The following is a 15,524-nucleotide window of genomic DNA, read 5'->3' as shown; positions in this document are numbered from 1 at the left end:
ATGGCCCGGCGGAAAGACAAGAAGGCCAGCACGGGCGGCGCGATCGCCGAAGCCGGTGCGGACACCGGCATCGACGAGCGGGAGGTCGAGTACGAGTACGAGCCCACCGAGGCCGACGGGGATATGTTCGGCGGCACACCGGCGAAGAAGGCGGAGCACTTCTGGCCGTCGTTCAACCGGCTGATCGGGTTGCTGCGCACGGAACGGCTCGCGATGGTCTGGGTCACCCTGCTCGTGGTGGTCTCGGTCGCGCTCACCGTGATCGCGCCGAAGATCCTCGGGAACGCCACCGATGTGATCGTCAACGGCGTCACCGGCGCTCGGCAGGCGAACGGCCAGCCCGCTCCCGGTCCCGGGGTCGACTTCACGGATCTCGGCCGGCTGCTGATGATCGTGCTCGCCATGTACATCGCCGCGTCGCTGCTGCAATGGTGGCAGGGCTACATTCTGAACGCGCTCGTGATGCGAGTGGTCTACCGCTTGCGCGCCGAGATCGAGGACAAACTCAACCGTCTGCCGCTCAGCTACTTCGACACCCGTCAGCGCGGTGATCTGATGTCGCGCGTCACGAACGATGTCGACAACATCCAGACCGCTCTGCAGCAGGCCTTCTCACAGCTGATCCAGTCGGTTCTGATGGTCATCGGGATCGGCGTCATGATGTTCATCGTGTCGTGGCAGCTCGCGCTCATCGCGCTTATCAGCATCCCGCTCTCCGGCATCATCGCCGGGGTGATCGGCACGCGCTCACAGAAGCTGTTCAAACAGCAGTGGAACTCCACCGGCGCCCTCAACGGGCACATCGAGGAGTCCTACTCCGGGCTCGACCTGGTGCGCGCCTTCGGCCGCGATGAGGTCATGCTGGAACGGTTCGACGAGCGCAACGGCAAGCTCTGGTCGTCGATGGTCGGTGCGCAGTTCGTCTCCGGCATGATCATGCCGGCGATGAACTTCGTCTCCTACCTCTCCTACGTGCTGATCGCCGTCGTCGGTGCGCTGCGGGTGACCGCAGGCCAGCTGAGCATTGGCGATGTGACGGCGTTCATCCAGTACTCGCGCGAGTTCTCCCAGCCCATCGGCCAGATCGCGGGCATGGCGAACATGTTGCAGTCCGGCGTCGCGTCGGCGGAGCGCACCTTCGAGTTCCTCGACTCGGACGAGCAGACGCCCGAACACGAGACCGAGCACCTCCCCGAGCGGGCGAACGGCCGCGTCGAGCTGGACAGCGTCGACTTCTCCTACGATCCCGAGACCGAGCTCATCCGCGATCTCTCGCTCTCCGTCGAGCCCGGCCACACGGTCGCGATCGTCGGCCCGACCGGAGCCGGAAAGACGACGCTGGTCAACCTCATCATGCGGTTCTACGAGCTGAACGGCGGTGCCATCCGCCTCGATGGCATCGACACCACCGACCTCTCGCGCTCCGAGTTGCGCGGTCAGGTCGGGATGGTGCTGCAGGATGCGTGGCTCTTCTCCGGGACCATTCGTGAGAACATCCGCTATGGCCGCCTCGAAGCATCCGACGAGGAGGTGGTCGCTGCCGCGAAGGCGACGATGGTCGACCGTTTCGTCCGCCAGCTGCCGGACGGCTACGACACGGTCATCGAGGCGGACGGCGGCAACGTCTCCGCGGGCGAGCGCCAGTTGCTCACCATCGCCCGGGCTTTCATCGCCAACCCGTCGCTGCTCATCCTGGACGAAGCCACGTCCTCGGTGGACACCCGCACCGAGTTGCTGGTGCAGCACGCGATGGCGGCGTTGCGCAGCGACCGGACTTCGTTCGTGATCGCCCACCGCCTGTCCACCATCCGGGACGCGCACACCATCCTCGTGATGGAGAAGGGCCGGATCGTGGAGCAGGGCGATCACAAGACCCTCCTCGCGAAGAAGGGCGCCTACTACGACCTGTACATGACGCAGTTCCGCGGCGCGGCTGAGGAATCGGGCCAGGAAGAGCCCGAGGGCGTCGCCGCGAGATGATGCCGGCCGAAGCGGTCGCCGTCGGGGTGCGCTGAGCTGACGCCCCGGCGGTAACCGCGGGGCAGGCTCGCCTGCGGGACCGGCTCGCACCGTTGGACTCGACCACCTGATCGGCCTCGAGCTGCACCCGTGGCTTCTCCAGCCGGATGTCTGGGCCTAAGACGCCGCACCGGCCCAGGTCGTCCTGCGCGGGCAGCTGCAGTTCGGCGTTGTGGTCGTCCCGAAGTCGTCCACCCCGGAACGCATTCGCGAGAACCGGGATGTCTTCGGCTTCGAGCTGGACGCCGACGACCTCGCCGCGATCGCGACCCTGGAGTCGGGGGAGCGCACCGGGAAGGACCCGGACGACCTCGACTGAGGGGCCGTGCCGGCGCCCGCAGCGCTTCGCGGCGCCGAACGGTGCGGAGAGGAGCCCGCCGGGCGGACCTCCTCACGCTCCGCTCGGGTGTACCCCCACCACATCCAGCAGCCACGCCAGTGCGAACGCCCGTTCGCGCCAGGCCGCGTACCGGCCGGAGACGCCGCCGTGCCCGGCCGTCATCTCCGTCTTCAGCAGCGCGTCCGCCCCCGCCTCTCGCAGTGTGGCCACCCATTTCGTCGGCTCCACGTACAGCACCCGCGTGTCGTTCAGGCTGGTGATCGCCAGGATGCGCGGGTAGCGCGTCGCGTGGATGTTCTCCACCGGCGCGTACGACTTCATGTAGTAGTACACGTCCTCGTCGTGCAGTGGGTCGCCCCACTCGTCCCACTCGATCACGGTCAGCGGGAGCGACGGGTCCAGGATGCTTGTCAGCGGGTCCACGAACGGCACCTCCGCGAGGATGCCCGCGAGGGCCCGCGGCGCCAGGTTCGCCACGGCCCCCATGAGCAGTCCACCCGCGCTTCCCCCCTGTGCGGCCAGCCGGTCCGGCGATGTCCAGCCCTGGGTGGTGAGGTGCTCGGCGGCGGCCACGAAGTCGGTGAAGGTGTTCTTCTTGTGCAGCTTCTTCCCGTTCTCGTACCAGAGCCGGCCCAGTTCGCCGCCGCCGCGCACATGCGCGATCGCGAACACCACGCCGCGGTCGAGAAGGCTCAGCCGCGGGATGCCGAACGACGGGTCGATGCTCGCCTCGTAGGATCCGTAACCGTAGAGCACCAGTGGCGCCGGCTCGCCGGGTGTGACCAGGTCGCGGCGGTAGACCAGCGAGAGCGGGATGCGAGTCCCATCGTCTGCCGTCGCCCATTCGCGCTTCTGCTCGAACAGCTCCGGATCGAACGCGCCGAGCACGGCTTGCTTCTTGCGCAGCACCCGTTCGTGGCTGCGGATGTCGTAGTCGTACACGCTCGGCGGCGTCACGAAACTGGTGTACCCCAAGCGCAGATGCGGCTGGGTCCACTCCGGGTTGCTGCCCACACCGACGGTGAACAGCTCTTCGTCGAAGCGCAGTTCGTGCAGCATGTCGTCCGGCGCTGAGTCCGGGTGGGCTGCGAACTCCGCGGGGTCGGGGACGCGGCCGATAGCGATCCGGGTCAGTCCGTCGCGGCGGTACTCGAGGGCCACGAAGTCGCGGAAGGCGTCGACGCTCTCGAGGCGGACCGCGGGGTTGTGCGGCAGCAGCATTCTGCGCTTCCCCTGAGGGGCTTCGGCGGCGACGCTGACGAGCTCGAAGTTCACCGCCCCGTCGTTATGCACGAGCAGCAGCCGGTCGTGGGCGCCGAAGATCGAGTGCTCGACGTCGTACTCCACTCCCTCCTTGCGTGGCCACACCACGGAGAACTCACCGGTCGGGTCGTCGGAGCGCAGCAGCCACGTCTCGCTGGTGATGTTCGATCTTGCCTCGATGACAAGGAAGCGCCGGCTCCGGGTCATCCCGACGCCGATCCAGTAGCGTTCGTCCGGCTCGTGGAACACGGTCGCGTCGGCCTGCTCGTCCGGCCCCTCACCGACCCGGTGCCGCCAGACGGTGGACGGACGCCAGGCGTCATCCACTGTCGTGTAGAAGATGTACTCGCCGCTCTGGTCGAACAGCGCTCCCGCACCGGTTCCCGCGATCAGGTCGGGGAAGCCGTCACCGTCGCCGTTCAGCGACCGCACCCGGATCGTGTACCGCTCGTCGCCCTCCGTGTCGATGGCGTACAGCAGCCGGCTCCCGTCGGCGCTCACATCGAAGCTGCCGAGCGCGTAGAACGCGTGCCCCTCCGCCTCCGCGTTGTCATCCAGCAGCACCTGTTCGCCGGGCAGCCTCGACCGCTGTGCCGTCTCGTCCAGAGCCGGGGGCTCCCAGTCGTCCGGGCCTGCGATTGGCGCGCGGCAGTGGATGCCGTACTGCTTCCCCTCCACCGTGCGCGTGTAGTACCACCAGTCGCCCTCGCGCGTCGGCACGCTCAGATCGGATTCACGCGTGCGTCCCTTGATCTCGTCGAAGATCTGCTCGCGCAGCACGGCCAGGTGCTCGGTGCGGGCGTTCGTGTAGGCGTTCTCTTCGTGCAGGTGCGCGCTGACGGCAGGGTCGTCCCTGTCGCGCAGCCACTCGTACTCATCGACCACCACATCCCCGTGGTGTCTGCGCTCGGTCGGTCTCTTCGGGGTGGCGGGGGGAGTGAGCATAGGCCCAGGCTACCGGTCGGGGCGCGTCTGCGGGGCGCGGTCACACCCGCCGATCGGGCAGGGTCCGATTGGCGACGAGCAGCACGGGGACGGCCTCCCTCTCCACCCCGACCCGGACGCGAGTTCGGCGGGGACGTGGATCGCACTCGGCCGGCACGGCACTCCGGCTGCGGAGGCCGCGCAGCATGGGCGGATCAGTGGGCCGCCATGCTGCGCGGCGTCGCGGCGGTCGCTGAGCGCGACTCGCGCTCAGCGACCCTCTTCGCCGAGCGCTTCGCGGAAGAACGCGTTCAAGAACAGATCGAACCCCTGCACGGTCGCCGTGCGGTCGCCGCTCAGGAGAAATCCGAAGTGGAATCCGGCGGCGGAGTCGACCATCCAGTGCGCGAGCACACCGGCGCGGCGGGTCTCGATGCCCTGATTCTTCAGCCAGGCCTTGATGGCGTTGCGCCAGGCGGTGAACGAGGTGGTGATGCGTCTACCGATGTCCGGGTCGATCTGCTCCAGCGTGCCGGCCTCGAACTGGAGCCGCAGGCCGGTGCGGTTCTGCTCTTTGAGGGAGGCGCGGAATGCCTCTTTATACCAGCCGTGGAACTGATCGCGGTCGAACGCGGAGAGATCGACGCTTTGCTGTGGCGTGGTCTGCTGGCGCACACCCTCCTCGAGGATGGCGTCGATCATCTCCTGGCGGGAGCCAAAATGATAGACGAATGAATAGGTGCTGACTCCCAGGGCGCTTGCGAGACTTCGGAAAGTCATTCTCGAGAGCGCCTCGGTCGCGACATGGTCCATGATGCGAGCGAGAAGTTCGGGCTTTCGGTTCGGGTCAGGTTTTCTCCCCATGCGATAACAATAATCGAGATATCGACAACGATGCTTGCATTTGAGGGTGAAAACGCTTGATTTCAGCGTAATCGCTGCTCCGGGGTCATCTGCGCTCGCCGTCGTTTCCGCCGGTGCCGGTGCTGTCCCCGCCGCTGTCACCGGCGCCGGCCCCTGCCCCGGGTGCGACTTGCGTCGGAGCTCCCACGGCCGGCGGCGTGGGCGTGGACGGGGCAGCTGGGGCGAAGAGGTATTTCGCAGGCGGCGCCGAGAAGGCGGAACCACCGTAGGCGGCGTCGAGCGCGGCCTGTATCCGCTTGACGATGGCGAACTTCACGTTGCCGCCGCCGATGCCCTGGAAGGACTGGCTGCGCAACGCCACCTTGCCCTCTACGTTTCCCACCCAGGTGGCCTGCGCAACCTTCGAGGTGGAGGTGACGAGCCAGTTCTGGAGCGAGTCGTCGGTCGTGCCAGTCTTGCCGAAGAGGGGCACTCCGTCGCCCGGGTTCGCGCTCGTCGCTGTGCCGCCGCGCAGCACACCCTGTAGGGCATAGATAGCTGCGGCAGCAACTCCTGGGTCAATTGGAGTGGTAGAACATTGGGTCTTCGGTACACCGTGGGCGGTGTCGTCCGCACCGATTATCTTGTCGATGGCGACCGGGCTGCACGCGACGCCGTTGTTCGCGATCCCGGCGTAGGCGGTTGCCATCGTGATCGGGGCGATGTAGTTCGTTCCGAGCACCGAGGACGGATTCGCCATGAACGGGTTGGCCTCCTCGTCCGCGCCATGCACCAGGAGATCCTTCGCCCGCTGCTTGATTCCGCAGAGGTCCAGCTGGGTCGCCATCTTGGCGAAAATCGAGTTGATGGAGGCTGCGGTCGCGTTCATCACGGTGCTCGATCCAACCGTCTCGCCCTCGTCGTTCGAGACATTCCAGGGCGCGCCGCCGATGTCGTTGCAGGGGTTGTTGGAGTGGAAGGAGCTCTGGGAGAAGCTGTGCTGCGTCCCGCTGACGGTCTGATACAGGGAGTGGCCTTCGTGCAGCCACTCGAGGAGGTCGAACGCCTTATAGGACGAGCCCGTCTGGAAGCCCTCCGATCCTCCGTAGGCGTAGTCCGCGTTGTAGTTGACCGCTGTTGTGCCCGCCGCCGGTGAAGAGGTGTTGTCGTACGGTCTGTTCTGCACCATCGTGACCACGCGCCCGGTTCCGACCTCCACCGAGACCTGCGACGACCCCAGGTCGAGACGCGGGCTGGTCGACGGGATGTAAGAGGAGACGGCCGATTGCGCTGCGCTCTGCAGATCGAGGTTCAGTGTCGTGTAGATCTTGAGGCCGCCGCGGGTGAGGTAGCTCAGCCTTTCGTCGTCTGTCTTGCCGAAGATCGGGTCCCGCTCGATGATCCGTTCGACGTAGTCGCAGAAGAACGCCGCGTTGTGCTGCTGGGCGGTCATGCATCCGTTCTGCACCGGTGTGATCTTGGGCTCGACAGGAGACTTGATGGACGTGTCGTGTTCCTTCTGGGTGATCCTGCCGTTGGCCAGCATGCGGTTGAGCACGTAGTTGCGCCGGTCCAGCGTCTCCTTGTAACCGTTCGCCGCGCCGTTCTCCTCGTTGCCCGGCCGGTCGATGCGCAGATTGTCGGGATTGTTCAGGATGGCGATCAGCGTCGCCGCCTGCTGCAGGTTGACGTCCTTGGCCGGCACCCCGAAGTAGTACGCCGCGGCCGACTGCACACCGTAGGTCCGGCCGCCGAAGAGCGCGATGTTCAGATAACTCTGGAGGATGTCGTCTTTGGAGTATTGCTTCTCCAGCCCGATCGCATAGCGCATCTCCTTGAGCTTGCGCACCGGGTCCACTTCGGTCGCGTCGTTGTAGCAGCTCTCGTACGCCGTGAGCTGCTTCTTCTGCACGGCTGCCGTCGCCGTCGGGTCGGGCTGTTTGTTCTCGCAGCGCTGGACGAGGATGTTCTTGACGTACTGCTGCGTGATGGACGAGCCCCCCTGCACGGATTTGTGCAGTGCGGTCAGCAGGGCGCCGCGGATGGTGCCGGTGACGTCCACGCCGCCGTGCTCGTAGAAGCGTGGGTCCTCGGTCGCGATGGCTGCGTCCTTGAGGTTCTGCGAAATCGATTCCCAGCCGACCTCCACGCGGTTCTGCGAGTAGAACGTCGCAATCGGGACGGATTGGCCGTTGGAGGTCGCGTACATCGTGGAGGCTTGGGCCAGCGGTTCCACTTTGATGTATTCGGGCAATCCGTCGAAGACACTGATCGTCGAGTTCGCCGCGGAGCCCGTTAGAGCCACTGCCGGGGTGACCGCCACCGCCGCCAGCACGCCGGCGAGACCGCTGAGCGCCACGAACCCGACGAGCGCGGGTGCCCACTTCCCTCTCCTGAGTTCGTCCGTCATGCGCGTCATGATACGCGCGCCGGATTGCCGCAGTTCCTATTTGGCCTCCGGATGTGGAGAACTTGCTCAGGAACCTCCGCGCAGTTTGTCGCACAGCGCGGCGAGCGTCTCCAGCTCCTGCGCGTCGAGGCGTCCGCCGACTCGTTCGGTGATCGTCTTCATATGTTCGACGGCCACGCGCCGGAACAGCTCGAACCCGGTGCCGGTCATCCGGATGACCGTTCCGCGGGCGTCGGTGGGTTCGGGACCTTTGGCGACCAGTCCGCGGGCGGCGAGCCGGTCGACGAGCCGGCTGACGCTCGGCTGCGTGAGCAGGACGTGTTTGTTGAGGTCCCGCAGGCGCAGTTCGCGGTTCGGCTGCCGCGAGAGGGTGAAGAGCACGTCGTATTCGTTGAGCGAGATGTCGCGGGTCGGGAATTCGGCGGTGAGTGTCCGCATCACAGCCACCTGCGCACGGAACAGCGACTCCCAGGTGGCGACCGCAGTCGCCCTTGTTTGTTTGGCCGTGCCCACCGTGGGCGCGCTGTTGCTCATGACGACTCCCCTCGTCCTATCGATCGCGCCCGATCGGGTCTGCGGGCTGGTCGATGCACTGCATCATCTCACCATCCGCTGACGTCGCCATCGGCTCCAGCGCGGAAACGGGACGCGGCCCTGTTCCGGGAGGACCGGAGGAGGGCCGGCGACCGGCCCTCCTCCTTTCACCAAGAGTGTCCTGCAATCCCATTCGCGATGGCTGCCACAGCAAACAACCACTGCCCTTGAATTCTATAACGAAAAGGTAACGAGGGCTAGTTATCGGGTCGTTATTCTTGCTGCGAGTCCGCTCTGCACCGGCGCTTCGCTGGTGGTTCGACAGTGGAAACGATTTCAGGTATTCTAAAGTTACAATGTCACATTCACCCTCGACGGCGTCTCGGCTTCTGCTCCGCCAGCTGGTGCGCTTCCTCTCCACCACCGTGGCCGGCGTCACCGTCGATGTGGGGGGCTATGCCGCCCTAACCGCCGCCGGCGTCGCGGCGGGACCCGCCAATCTCGTGAGCGCCAGCAGCTCGGTCTTCGTTGTCTATCTGCTGAGCCGTGGCATGGTGTTCCCCGGTCGGCACACCGTTGCGGGCCTCATCGCGTTCTTCGGCTGGTACGGCTTCTCGATCGCCCTCTTCTCGCTCCTCCTCCAGGGAGGCGTGGATGCCTTCGCGCTCGCGCCGCTGGCCGCCAAGCTGATCTCGCTCCCGTTCTCCTTCGCGGTGAACTTCTTCGCGGTTCGGGCCATTTTCGCCGTTGTGGATCGCCTGGCAACGCGCAAAGAACCAACAATACCCTGAAATCAGCGGCCGTTCGCCCCCAAGCCGCGCCGAAACGGGCTGAGGCAGTATTTCTGTCGCTTAGCGTTGACCGCATGATGGCGATCGTGCGAGGGGTCTTCTGCGACCTCGATGGGACGCTCGTCGCTACGGAGAAAGCCAACTTCGCCGCCTACCGAGCCGCTCTGGGGGAGTTCGGCATCGAGTTCACCTGGCCGGTCTTCCTGACCACCTGGGGTGAGGACTCCCGCGATTTCCTGCCGCGGATCGCTCCCGAACTCTCCGCCGGCGAGGTCGCGGGCGTCCGCGCGGCCAAGGCCCGGCACTATCCCGCTTTCCTCGGTGAGACCGAACTCAATCGCCCGCTGGCGCGCACACTTCAGACCTGGTCGGGCACTGCGCGAGTCGCGCTGGTCACGACCGCGAAGGCGGGCGCTGTGGCCGCCGTCCTCAAGCATCACGATCTGACCCAGCTGTTCTCCTTCGTCGTGACCGGCGACGACACCGAACGGTCGAAGCCCGCGCCCGATCCCTACCTCCTCGCCCTTGCGACGGCCGGACTCCGGCCCGAGGACTGCATCACGTTCGAGGACTCGGAATCCGACATCCGGTCCGCCGAAGGCGCCGGTGTCGATGTCGGCCGCATCGAGTGGAGTGCCGATGTCGCTTAGACGCCCCCGCCTTCGCTCCGTTCTCCTCCTCGCGGCGCTGGGGGGAGCCGGCCTGTTCGCCGTCACCAACATCCCGGCCATCGCAGCGTTCATCGACCACTGGCCCGGACCGGTCGACCTCTCTCGCTCCTGATCGCCGCCATGCTCGTCATGATGGGCAACCTCGCCCGGGCGCTGCGGACTCAGACGGTGCTGGACCAGGCCCGGCCCGGTGGCCTGGTCCAGCACGTCGACGCGCTTTCTGCCGGCGTGCTGTTCACGCTCCTCCTCCCGCTCAGCGCTGGCGAAGTCGTGCGCACTCTCGTACTCAGCCGGCGCCTGCGGATCGGCCTTCTCTACACCGGAACCGCGATCGCGCTCGAACGCCTGCTCGATGTGATCGTCGTCGCGGGAGCCCTCCTTATCTTCGGGAGCGTCGTCGGGCTGTCCGTCGCCGTCGTCGGACCGGCCATCCTGATCCTCGCGGTCACCGGGTCGATCCTGCTCCTCTTCGTGCTGCTCGTCCGGGAGAACCGGCTGCTGATGCGGATGGTCGTGGCTGTGACATCGGTGCTCGCCGACCGGCCGCGCGCCCGCGTGCGGATGTCCGTGTGGTCGACGGTGCATGGCTATCAGAGCTTCCTGCGCTCGCCGCGCAAGCTCGGAGCGTACGTGGCCGCGTTCGGCCTCTCCTGGCTCGGATATCTGACGGCGGTCTACGTCGTCCTCGCCGGTGCGCTGCCGGACTCGGCGGCCGGGAACGCGTCCGCCGGTGTGCTCGCGCCCTTTCTCTTCCCCGAAACCCTGCTGGGCCTCCCCTCGGTCGGGGAATACTCGCGCTCCATCAGCGGGTTCCTGAACTCGTCGGGGGCGTTCGAGGGCCTCGGCTGGACGCTCGCGCCGGGCTTCCTCATCTGGATCGTCCTCACCCTCCCGACCGCCCTCTACGGCGCCTTCCGGCTGTGCCTCCCGTCGTTCTTCGCGCGTGTGGACGCGACTGCGACCGGTGGCGACATCGGCGGGCTCGACCACACGCAGCGCCGCGACGCCGAACTCGCGACCTTCGTGGACTCCTTCCTCCGCCGGGACGATCTCGCCCTCGCCCTGCACCGGCTCGAAGTGCGCGGCGACCTGGAGGTGGTCCGCTTTTTCAAAGGCGGCTCCGACGCCGTCACCGCGCTCGTCCGCGAGGACGGAGTCGCCCGGGTGCGCAAGGTGGTTCCGGAGCAGCACCGCGAGAAGCTCGCACAGCAGTACCGATGGCTTCGGCGTCACTCTGCCACGCCGAACGTGGTGCGCGCCCTCGGCGAAACGGACGGACCGGGGTACTACTCGTTCGACATCGAGTTCGATCCGGCCACCACGACCATGTTCGGCTACCTCCACTCGGCCTCGCCCGAAGACGGTCAGCGTGCCCTCCGCCGTGTCTGGGACACGATGTTCGACCACGTCTACGACCTCCGGACGGAGGCGCGGCATCCCGAGACCGTGGCGCAGTATCTGCAAGAGCGGCTGGCCGACCGGCTGGATCAGGCCGCGGCTCTCCACCCCGAACTCGCCGCGGTGCTCGCCTGCGAGACGGTCGGCATCGCCGGGCAGGAGCACCCTGGGCTCCGTCAGCTCTTGAGCGCGATCGTCGCCGACGAACGGGCGTGGGAAGACCTCATCACGTATCGCGAGTCCGCGGCCATCCACGGCGACCTCACCATCGACAATCTGCTCATCGACCCGGACAGCGGGGACATCCTCATCATCGACCCCTCGGACGATAACCAGGTCCGCGGGCCGGTGCTCGACTTCGCGCGGCACTTTCAGTCGCTCTGGGGAGGCTATGAGTTCCTGAATGAGAGCGACCGGAGCCCCCGGATTCGGATCGACCCGGCCGGGGGCCGTGCCGAGATCGGGTTCGAGTCCTACCGATCCGCCCGCTACCAGGAGCTCGCGGAGTGGACGGAGGCGCTCGCCGGGGAACGCCTCACCCCCACCGAGCGGCGGAGCCTGCCCTTCCACGTCGGCCTGCTGTATGGCCGGATGCTCAGCCACCGCGTCGTCATCGACCCGGCCACCGTGCTGGTTTACTACGCTCGCTCGGTGCAGATCCTCGACCGATTCCTCGCGCAGTACGCGCACCGCCCGCTGACCTCTGGACGTCCGTGAAGACCATCATCGCGATACCCGCCTACAACTGCGCCCCTCAGCTGCCGCGCGTCCTCGCGGCCCTCGACGCCGGCCGTGCGGCCAGCGTGCAGGAGGTCTGGGTCGTCGACAACGGCAGCACCGATGGAACGGCGGAGGTTGCTGTCGAGCACGCAGCGAACTGGGGCAACCTCCGGGTTTTCCGCAACCGCCGCAACGTGAACCTCGGCGGCACGTACAAAACCGTCTTCCTCAAAGCACGGGAGGCCAGGGCCACGCATGTCGTCATCCTGCACGGCGACGACCAGGCGCGGGCAGAAGAGGCGTACGACCTCATCGCGTACGCCGCCGCCGGGGGTCCGCAGACCGTGCTCGGCTCCCGCTTCGGCCGCGGCTCCCGCCTTCACGGGTACGACCTCAAACGCATCTTCGGCAATCGCGTCCTCAACGCGATCTACTCCGTGTGTACCTTCCGGGCGCTGACCGACCTCGGCTCGGGGCTCAACCTCTTCGCGCTCGCCGACCTCGACCCGCGCAGCTACCTCCGCTTCGGCGACCGGCTCAGTTTCAACTACGAACTCATCCTCGACCTGATCCGCCGGCGCGTCGACTTCCGCTACGAGCCGATCACCTGGCGCGAAGAAGACCAGGTCTCCAACGCCCGCAATGTGCGGGTGTTCAGCGAGGGACTGGGGATTCTGGCCCGCTGGCGTTTCCGGCACGACCCGTGGGGGCCGGTCGCTCCCGCCTCCGACTACGAATTGGGATCGACTGGCATGACCGAGCCGCTTCAGATCGTCCTCCCGATGGCCGAGCTCGGCCAGCGCTTCCGCGCGACGAGCGAGACACAGCCGAAACCTCTCATCGAGGTGGACGGCGGGCCGATGTTCCGCAAGGCGCTCGACTCGCTCACGGCCGCGGGCATCCGTGGCGACGTGACGGCGATCATCCGTGCCGAACTCCAGCGGGATCACGGCCTGGGCACCGCCTTGCGGGCGGCGTCCCCGGATCTGCGGGTCGTCGAACTCGCCGCGCCGACAGGCGGAGCAGCCGAGACGGTGCTCGCCGCGCCGCTGGACCCCGAGCGGCCGCTGCTCATTATGGACTGCGACATCGCTTTCGAAAGCCCCGGCTACGCCTCCGAGCTTGCACGCGCGACGGCGGGCGGCGCCGATGGAGTGCTGCTGTCCTTTCCCTCCTCGGACCCGCGCTACAGCTTCGCCGCGACGGACGACAACGGCCGTGTCGTGCGTACGGCGGAGAAGGTCGCGATCTCGCGCAATGCCCTCATGGGCGTCTACTTCTTCCGCCGCGCCGGGGAGTTCCAGGAGTGCGCCCGCGAGGTCGTCGAGGCGGCCCAGGCTGGTGACGTCACCGAGTCCTACCTGTCGCTCGTGTACAACCGGATGCTGTCCCGCGGATCGACGGTCAGGCTCGCCCGGGGCACCTTCTACTGCTTCGGAACCCCGGAAGAGCTCGCGTCCTACCGCGAGACGGGCCTTCCGGTTGGCTAGCCCGACCTAGGTGTGATGTCCAGGGAGGTTGTTGTCGATTCTGCTAATGGGTGGGGCTCTGATGGCGGAGTGGTGCTGGTGATGATTGTAGAAGTGGGGCCAGCCGGGGAGTGCTTCTCGTCGTTCGGCCTCTGAACCATAGAACTGGGCGTAGGCCCAGCCGTCGGCGAGTGTGCGGTGGAAGCGTTTGATCTTCCCGTTGGTCTGTGGTCGGTATGGTCGGGTCTTCTTCGCCCTGATCCCGAGCTCTGTGCAGGCGTCTCGCCAGGCGTAGGACTTGTAGGCGGAGCCGTTGTCCGAGAGGACGAGTTCGACGCTGACATCCCGGTCGGCGAACCAGGCGACAGCACGCCGCAGGACACCGATCGCGGTGTCCGCCTTCTCGTCGGAGCAGATCTCGGCGTAGGCGACGCGGGAGTGGTCGTCGATGATCGTGTAGACGAACGCGGTGCCCAACCGTGGCTCGTAGCGGTGGTTCCTGCTCTTCGTGCGGGTGGCGGTCGCTTCCCGGTTGCGTTCGCCCTGGACGCGGCCGACGAATCGTCAGCCGCCGCCGTTGGGGATGTTGCCGAACTTCGTCACGTCGACATGGATCAGCGATCCAGGGTGGTCGTGCTCGTAGCGACGGATCGGCTCGCCCGTGACCCGATCAATGGTGCAGAGCCGGTTGATGCGGCAGCACACCAGGACGGCGTGGACGGTCGAGGCGGGAAGGCCAAGCTCGCCGGCGATCTGCACCGGCCCCAGGCGTCCGCTCTCGCGCACGATCGGCGTCCCGGCGTCCAGCGTCACCTGGTCGAGCGCCTGCTGCTCTCCCCCGGTCTCCGAGCGGCTGGAGAAGTGGGCGGCGGCGCTCGTTCGCACCTGCTCCTCGGTCAGCAGCGACATCGCCGGAACGGACGTGGCGACCCCGATGCCGAGTGCGGAGGTCATCGCCAACAGGGTCACCCCGCGGCTGAATGTCCGCGCGGGTTCACGGGGGACAGCCTCTTCGATGACCCGTCGTTCCCGGCGGGTGAAGTGCGTTTTCAGGTCAGATCGGGGGCACACCCAATCTAATATAACAAATTGGTAACTGATACTCTCATCTGAGCCGCTCTCACTCCCACCCCGCGTAAAAGCGCTGGACCAGCGGGTCCAGCTGCTCGTACAGCCCGGGGGCCGCCGCGATCAGGAGCTCTCGGCCCTCTGCGCCGCCCGCCCTGCCGCCGACCCGCGCCCCCGCTTCGCGGGCGATGAGCGCCCCGGCCGCATGATCCCACGGGTTCAGCCACCGCTCGAAATACGCATCCAGCCGTCCGGCCGCAAGTCCGCACAGATCCAGCGACGCCGCCCCGATGCGACGGACATCCCGCACCCGCCCGACCAGCTCAGCGACGAACTGCGCCTGACGCGTGCGCATCGCCGCGTCGTAGCCGAACCCCGTCCCGACCAGTGCCAGCGGAAGCTCGACACCCCCATTCACCCGCAGCGCCGTGCCGTTGAGCCGAGCCCCGGCCCCCGCGGCAGCGGTGAACACCTCCCGCGACTCCAGGTTCGCCACCGCCCTCGCCAGCGTCACCCAGCTCGCCGGGTCCGGGTCGCCCTCCACCACCGCGACACTCACCGCGTAGGCGGGGATGCCATAGAAGTAGTTGACAGTCCCGTCGATCGGGTCCACCACCCAGGTGAGCCCGCTGCTCCCCCGGTCCGCCCCCGTCTCCTCCCCGAGGAACCCATCCCGGGGCCGCGCCGCCGCCAGCGCATCCCGGATGGATGAGCGACTCCGCCTCGCGGTCAGCATTCGTAACGATATCGGTCAGCGTGGACTTGGACGCCGCGACCTCGACACCGTCGCGACGCTGCTGCTGCGCGAGGGCGGCGGCACGGCGGGCGACAGCGACGGCGATTTCGAGAAGCTCGGCAGTGGAAGGCATAGCTCCAGCATCCCAGAGACACTGCGCTGACCCGTGCGGGTGAAGCGGCGGGTGATTATCCGATCCGCAGTCCGCCCAGCCGACGCTCCGGTCAGGCTGAATGTGGCCGCGATGACCAAGATCTCGGCGACAAGGCACAGAGAAAGGTCACGACGGACGATTACAAGCAACAAGGCGAGGCTTGCCAAGCGGGGCGCCTCCTTCG

General features: G+C 67.0%; 11 protein-coding genes and 2 pseudogenes. 7 read left to right on the top strand and 6 right to left on the bottom strand.

The window, feature by feature from the left end; all coding sequences use genetic code 11:
* Positions 1-1,980 carry an ABC transporter ATP-binding protein gene (locus LXX_RS01025; protein WP_041766930.1) on the top strand — a complete coding sequence of 660 codons (1,980 nt, stop codon included), beginning with the start codon at positions 1-3 and terminating at the stop codon, positions 1,978-1,980.
* A gap of 211 nt (positions 1,981-2,191) precedes the next feature.
* Positions 2,192-2,338, top strand: a complete 147-nt coding sequence (locus LXX_RS13170) for a hypothetical protein (RefSeq protein ID WP_223227677.1) — start codon at positions 2,192-2,194, stop codon at positions 2,336-2,338.
* A gap of 72 nt (positions 2,339-2,410) precedes the next feature.
* Here the strand turns inward: LXX_RS13170 and LXX_RS01020 are convergent, their stop codons facing one another.
* From LXX_RS01020 to LXX_RS01005, 4 genes are all read right to left on the bottom strand, one after another.
* Entirely contained in the window at positions 2,411-4,567 is a 2,157-nt protein-coding gene (locus tag LXX_RS01020; RefSeq protein WP_011185272.1) for a S9 family peptidase, read from the bottom strand.
* A gap of 249 nt (positions 4,568-4,816) precedes the next feature.
* A complete protein-coding gene (locus LXX_RS01015) occupies positions 4,817-5,551 on the bottom strand; it encodes a TetR/AcrR family transcriptional regulator (RefSeq protein WP_223227676.1) in 735 nt (244 codons plus the stop codon).
* A complete protein-coding gene (locus LXX_RS01010; protein ID WP_141692882.1) occupies positions 5,496-7,799 on the bottom strand; it encodes a transglycosylase domain-containing protein in 2,304 nt (767 codons plus the stop codon). The genes LXX_RS01015 and LXX_RS01010 overlap by 56 nt, the downstream gene beginning before the upstream one ends.
* A gap of 66 nt (positions 7,800-7,865) precedes the next feature.
* Entirely contained in the window at positions 7,866-8,333 is a 468-nt protein-coding gene (locus LXX_RS01005; RefSeq protein ID WP_041766928.1) for a MarR family winged helix-turn-helix transcriptional regulator, read from the bottom strand.
* Between the two features lie 356 nt (positions 8,334-8,689).
* On the opposite strand from LXX_RS01005, the gene LXX_RS01000 reads away from it, so the two are divergent.
* The 5 genes from LXX_RS01000 to LXX_RS12475 all read left to right on the top strand — a co-directional run bounded on the left by LXX_RS01000 (position 8,690) and on the right by LXX_RS12475 (position 13,403).
* Positions 8,690-9,124, top strand: coding sequence for a GtrA family protein (locus LXX_RS01000; RefSeq protein ID WP_041766926.1), 435 nt, complete (start codon positions 8,690-8,692; stop codon positions 9,122-9,124).
* Between the two features lie 74 nt (positions 9,125-9,198).
* A complete protein-coding gene (locus LXX_RS00995) occupies positions 9,199-9,774 on the top strand; it encodes an HAD family hydrolase (RefSeq protein WP_041766924.1) in 576 nt (191 codons plus the stop codon).
* On the top strand, positions 9,764-9,907 hold the full coding sequence (locus tag LXX_RS13965) for a hypothetical protein (protein ID WP_155806749.1): 144 nt from the start codon (positions 9,764-9,766) through the stop codon (positions 9,905-9,907). Before LXX_RS00995 ends, LXX_RS13965 begins: the two co-directional genes overlap by 11 nt.
* A gap of 8 nt (positions 9,908-9,915) precedes the next feature.
* The gene (locus tag LXX_RS00990) at positions 9,916-11,910 is read left to right on the top strand and encodes a lysylphosphatidylglycerol synthase domain-containing protein (protein WP_041766922.1); all 1,995 of its coding nucleotides are present in this window, start codon (positions 9,916-9,918) and stop codon (positions 11,908-11,910) included.
* Positions 11,907-13,403 carry a glycosyltransferase gene (locus LXX_RS12475; RefSeq protein WP_011185265.1) on the top strand — a complete coding sequence of 499 codons (1,497 nt, stop codon included), beginning with the start codon at positions 11,907-11,909 and terminating at the stop codon, positions 13,401-13,403. Before LXX_RS00990 ends, LXX_RS12475 begins: the two co-directional genes overlap by 4 nt.
* Positions 13,404-13,409: 6 nt before the next feature.
* Here the strand turns inward: LXX_RS12475 and LXX_RS00980 are convergent.
* Both LXX_RS00980 and LXX_RS00975 read right to left on the bottom strand, forming a co-directional pair.
* Positions 13,410-14,153 (bottom strand): annotated as a pseudogene (locus tag LXX_RS00980) (IS481-like element ISLxx4 family transposase); the annotation flags it as partial.
* A gap of 349 nt (positions 14,154-14,502) precedes the next feature.
* A pseudogene (locus tag LXX_RS00975) lies at positions 14,503-15,319 on the bottom strand (inositol monophosphatase family protein).
* Positions 15,320-15,524 lie beyond the last annotated feature (205 nt).

It is taken from the genome of Leifsonia xyli subsp. xyli str. CTCB07 (assembly GCF_000007665.1).
Taxonomy (GTDB): Bacteria; Actinomycetota; Actinomycetes; order Actinomycetales; family Microbacteriaceae; genus Leifsonia; species Leifsonia xyli_C.
This window is presented reverse-complemented; position numbering and strand designations above follow the sequence as displayed.

Coding starts and splice junctions, on each gene's coding strand:
- LXX_RS01025 (WP_041766930.1), top strand. CDS start 1: ATGGCCCGGCGGAAAGACAAGAAGGCCAGCACGGGCGGCGCGATCGCC.
- LXX_RS01020 (WP_011185272.1), bottom strand. CDS start 4,567: ATGCTCACTCCCCCCGCCACCCCGAAGAGACCGACCGAGCGCAGACAC.
- LXX_RS01010 (WP_141692882.1), bottom strand. CDS start 7,799: ATGACGGACGAACTCAGGAGAGGGAAGTGGGCACCCGCGCTCGTCGGG.
- LXX_RS01005 (WP_041766928.1), bottom strand. CDS start 8,333: ATGAGCAACAGCGCGCCCACGGTGGGCACGGCCAAACAAACAAGGGCG.
- LXX_RS01000 (WP_041766926.1), top strand. CDS start 8,690: ATGTCACATTCACCCTCGACGGCGTCTCGGCTTCTGCTCCGCCAGCTG.
- LXX_RS00995 (WP_041766924.1), top strand. CDS start 9,199: ATGATGGCGATCGTGCGAGGGGTCTTCTGCGACCTCGATGGGACGCTC.
- LXX_RS13965 (WP_155806749.1), top strand. CDS start 9,764: ATGTCGCTTAGACGCCCCCGCCTTCGCTCCGTTCTCCTCCTCGCGGCG.
- LXX_RS00990 (WP_041766922.1), top strand. CDS start 9,916: ATGCTCGTCATGATGGGCAACCTCGCCCGGGCGCTGCGGACTCAGACG.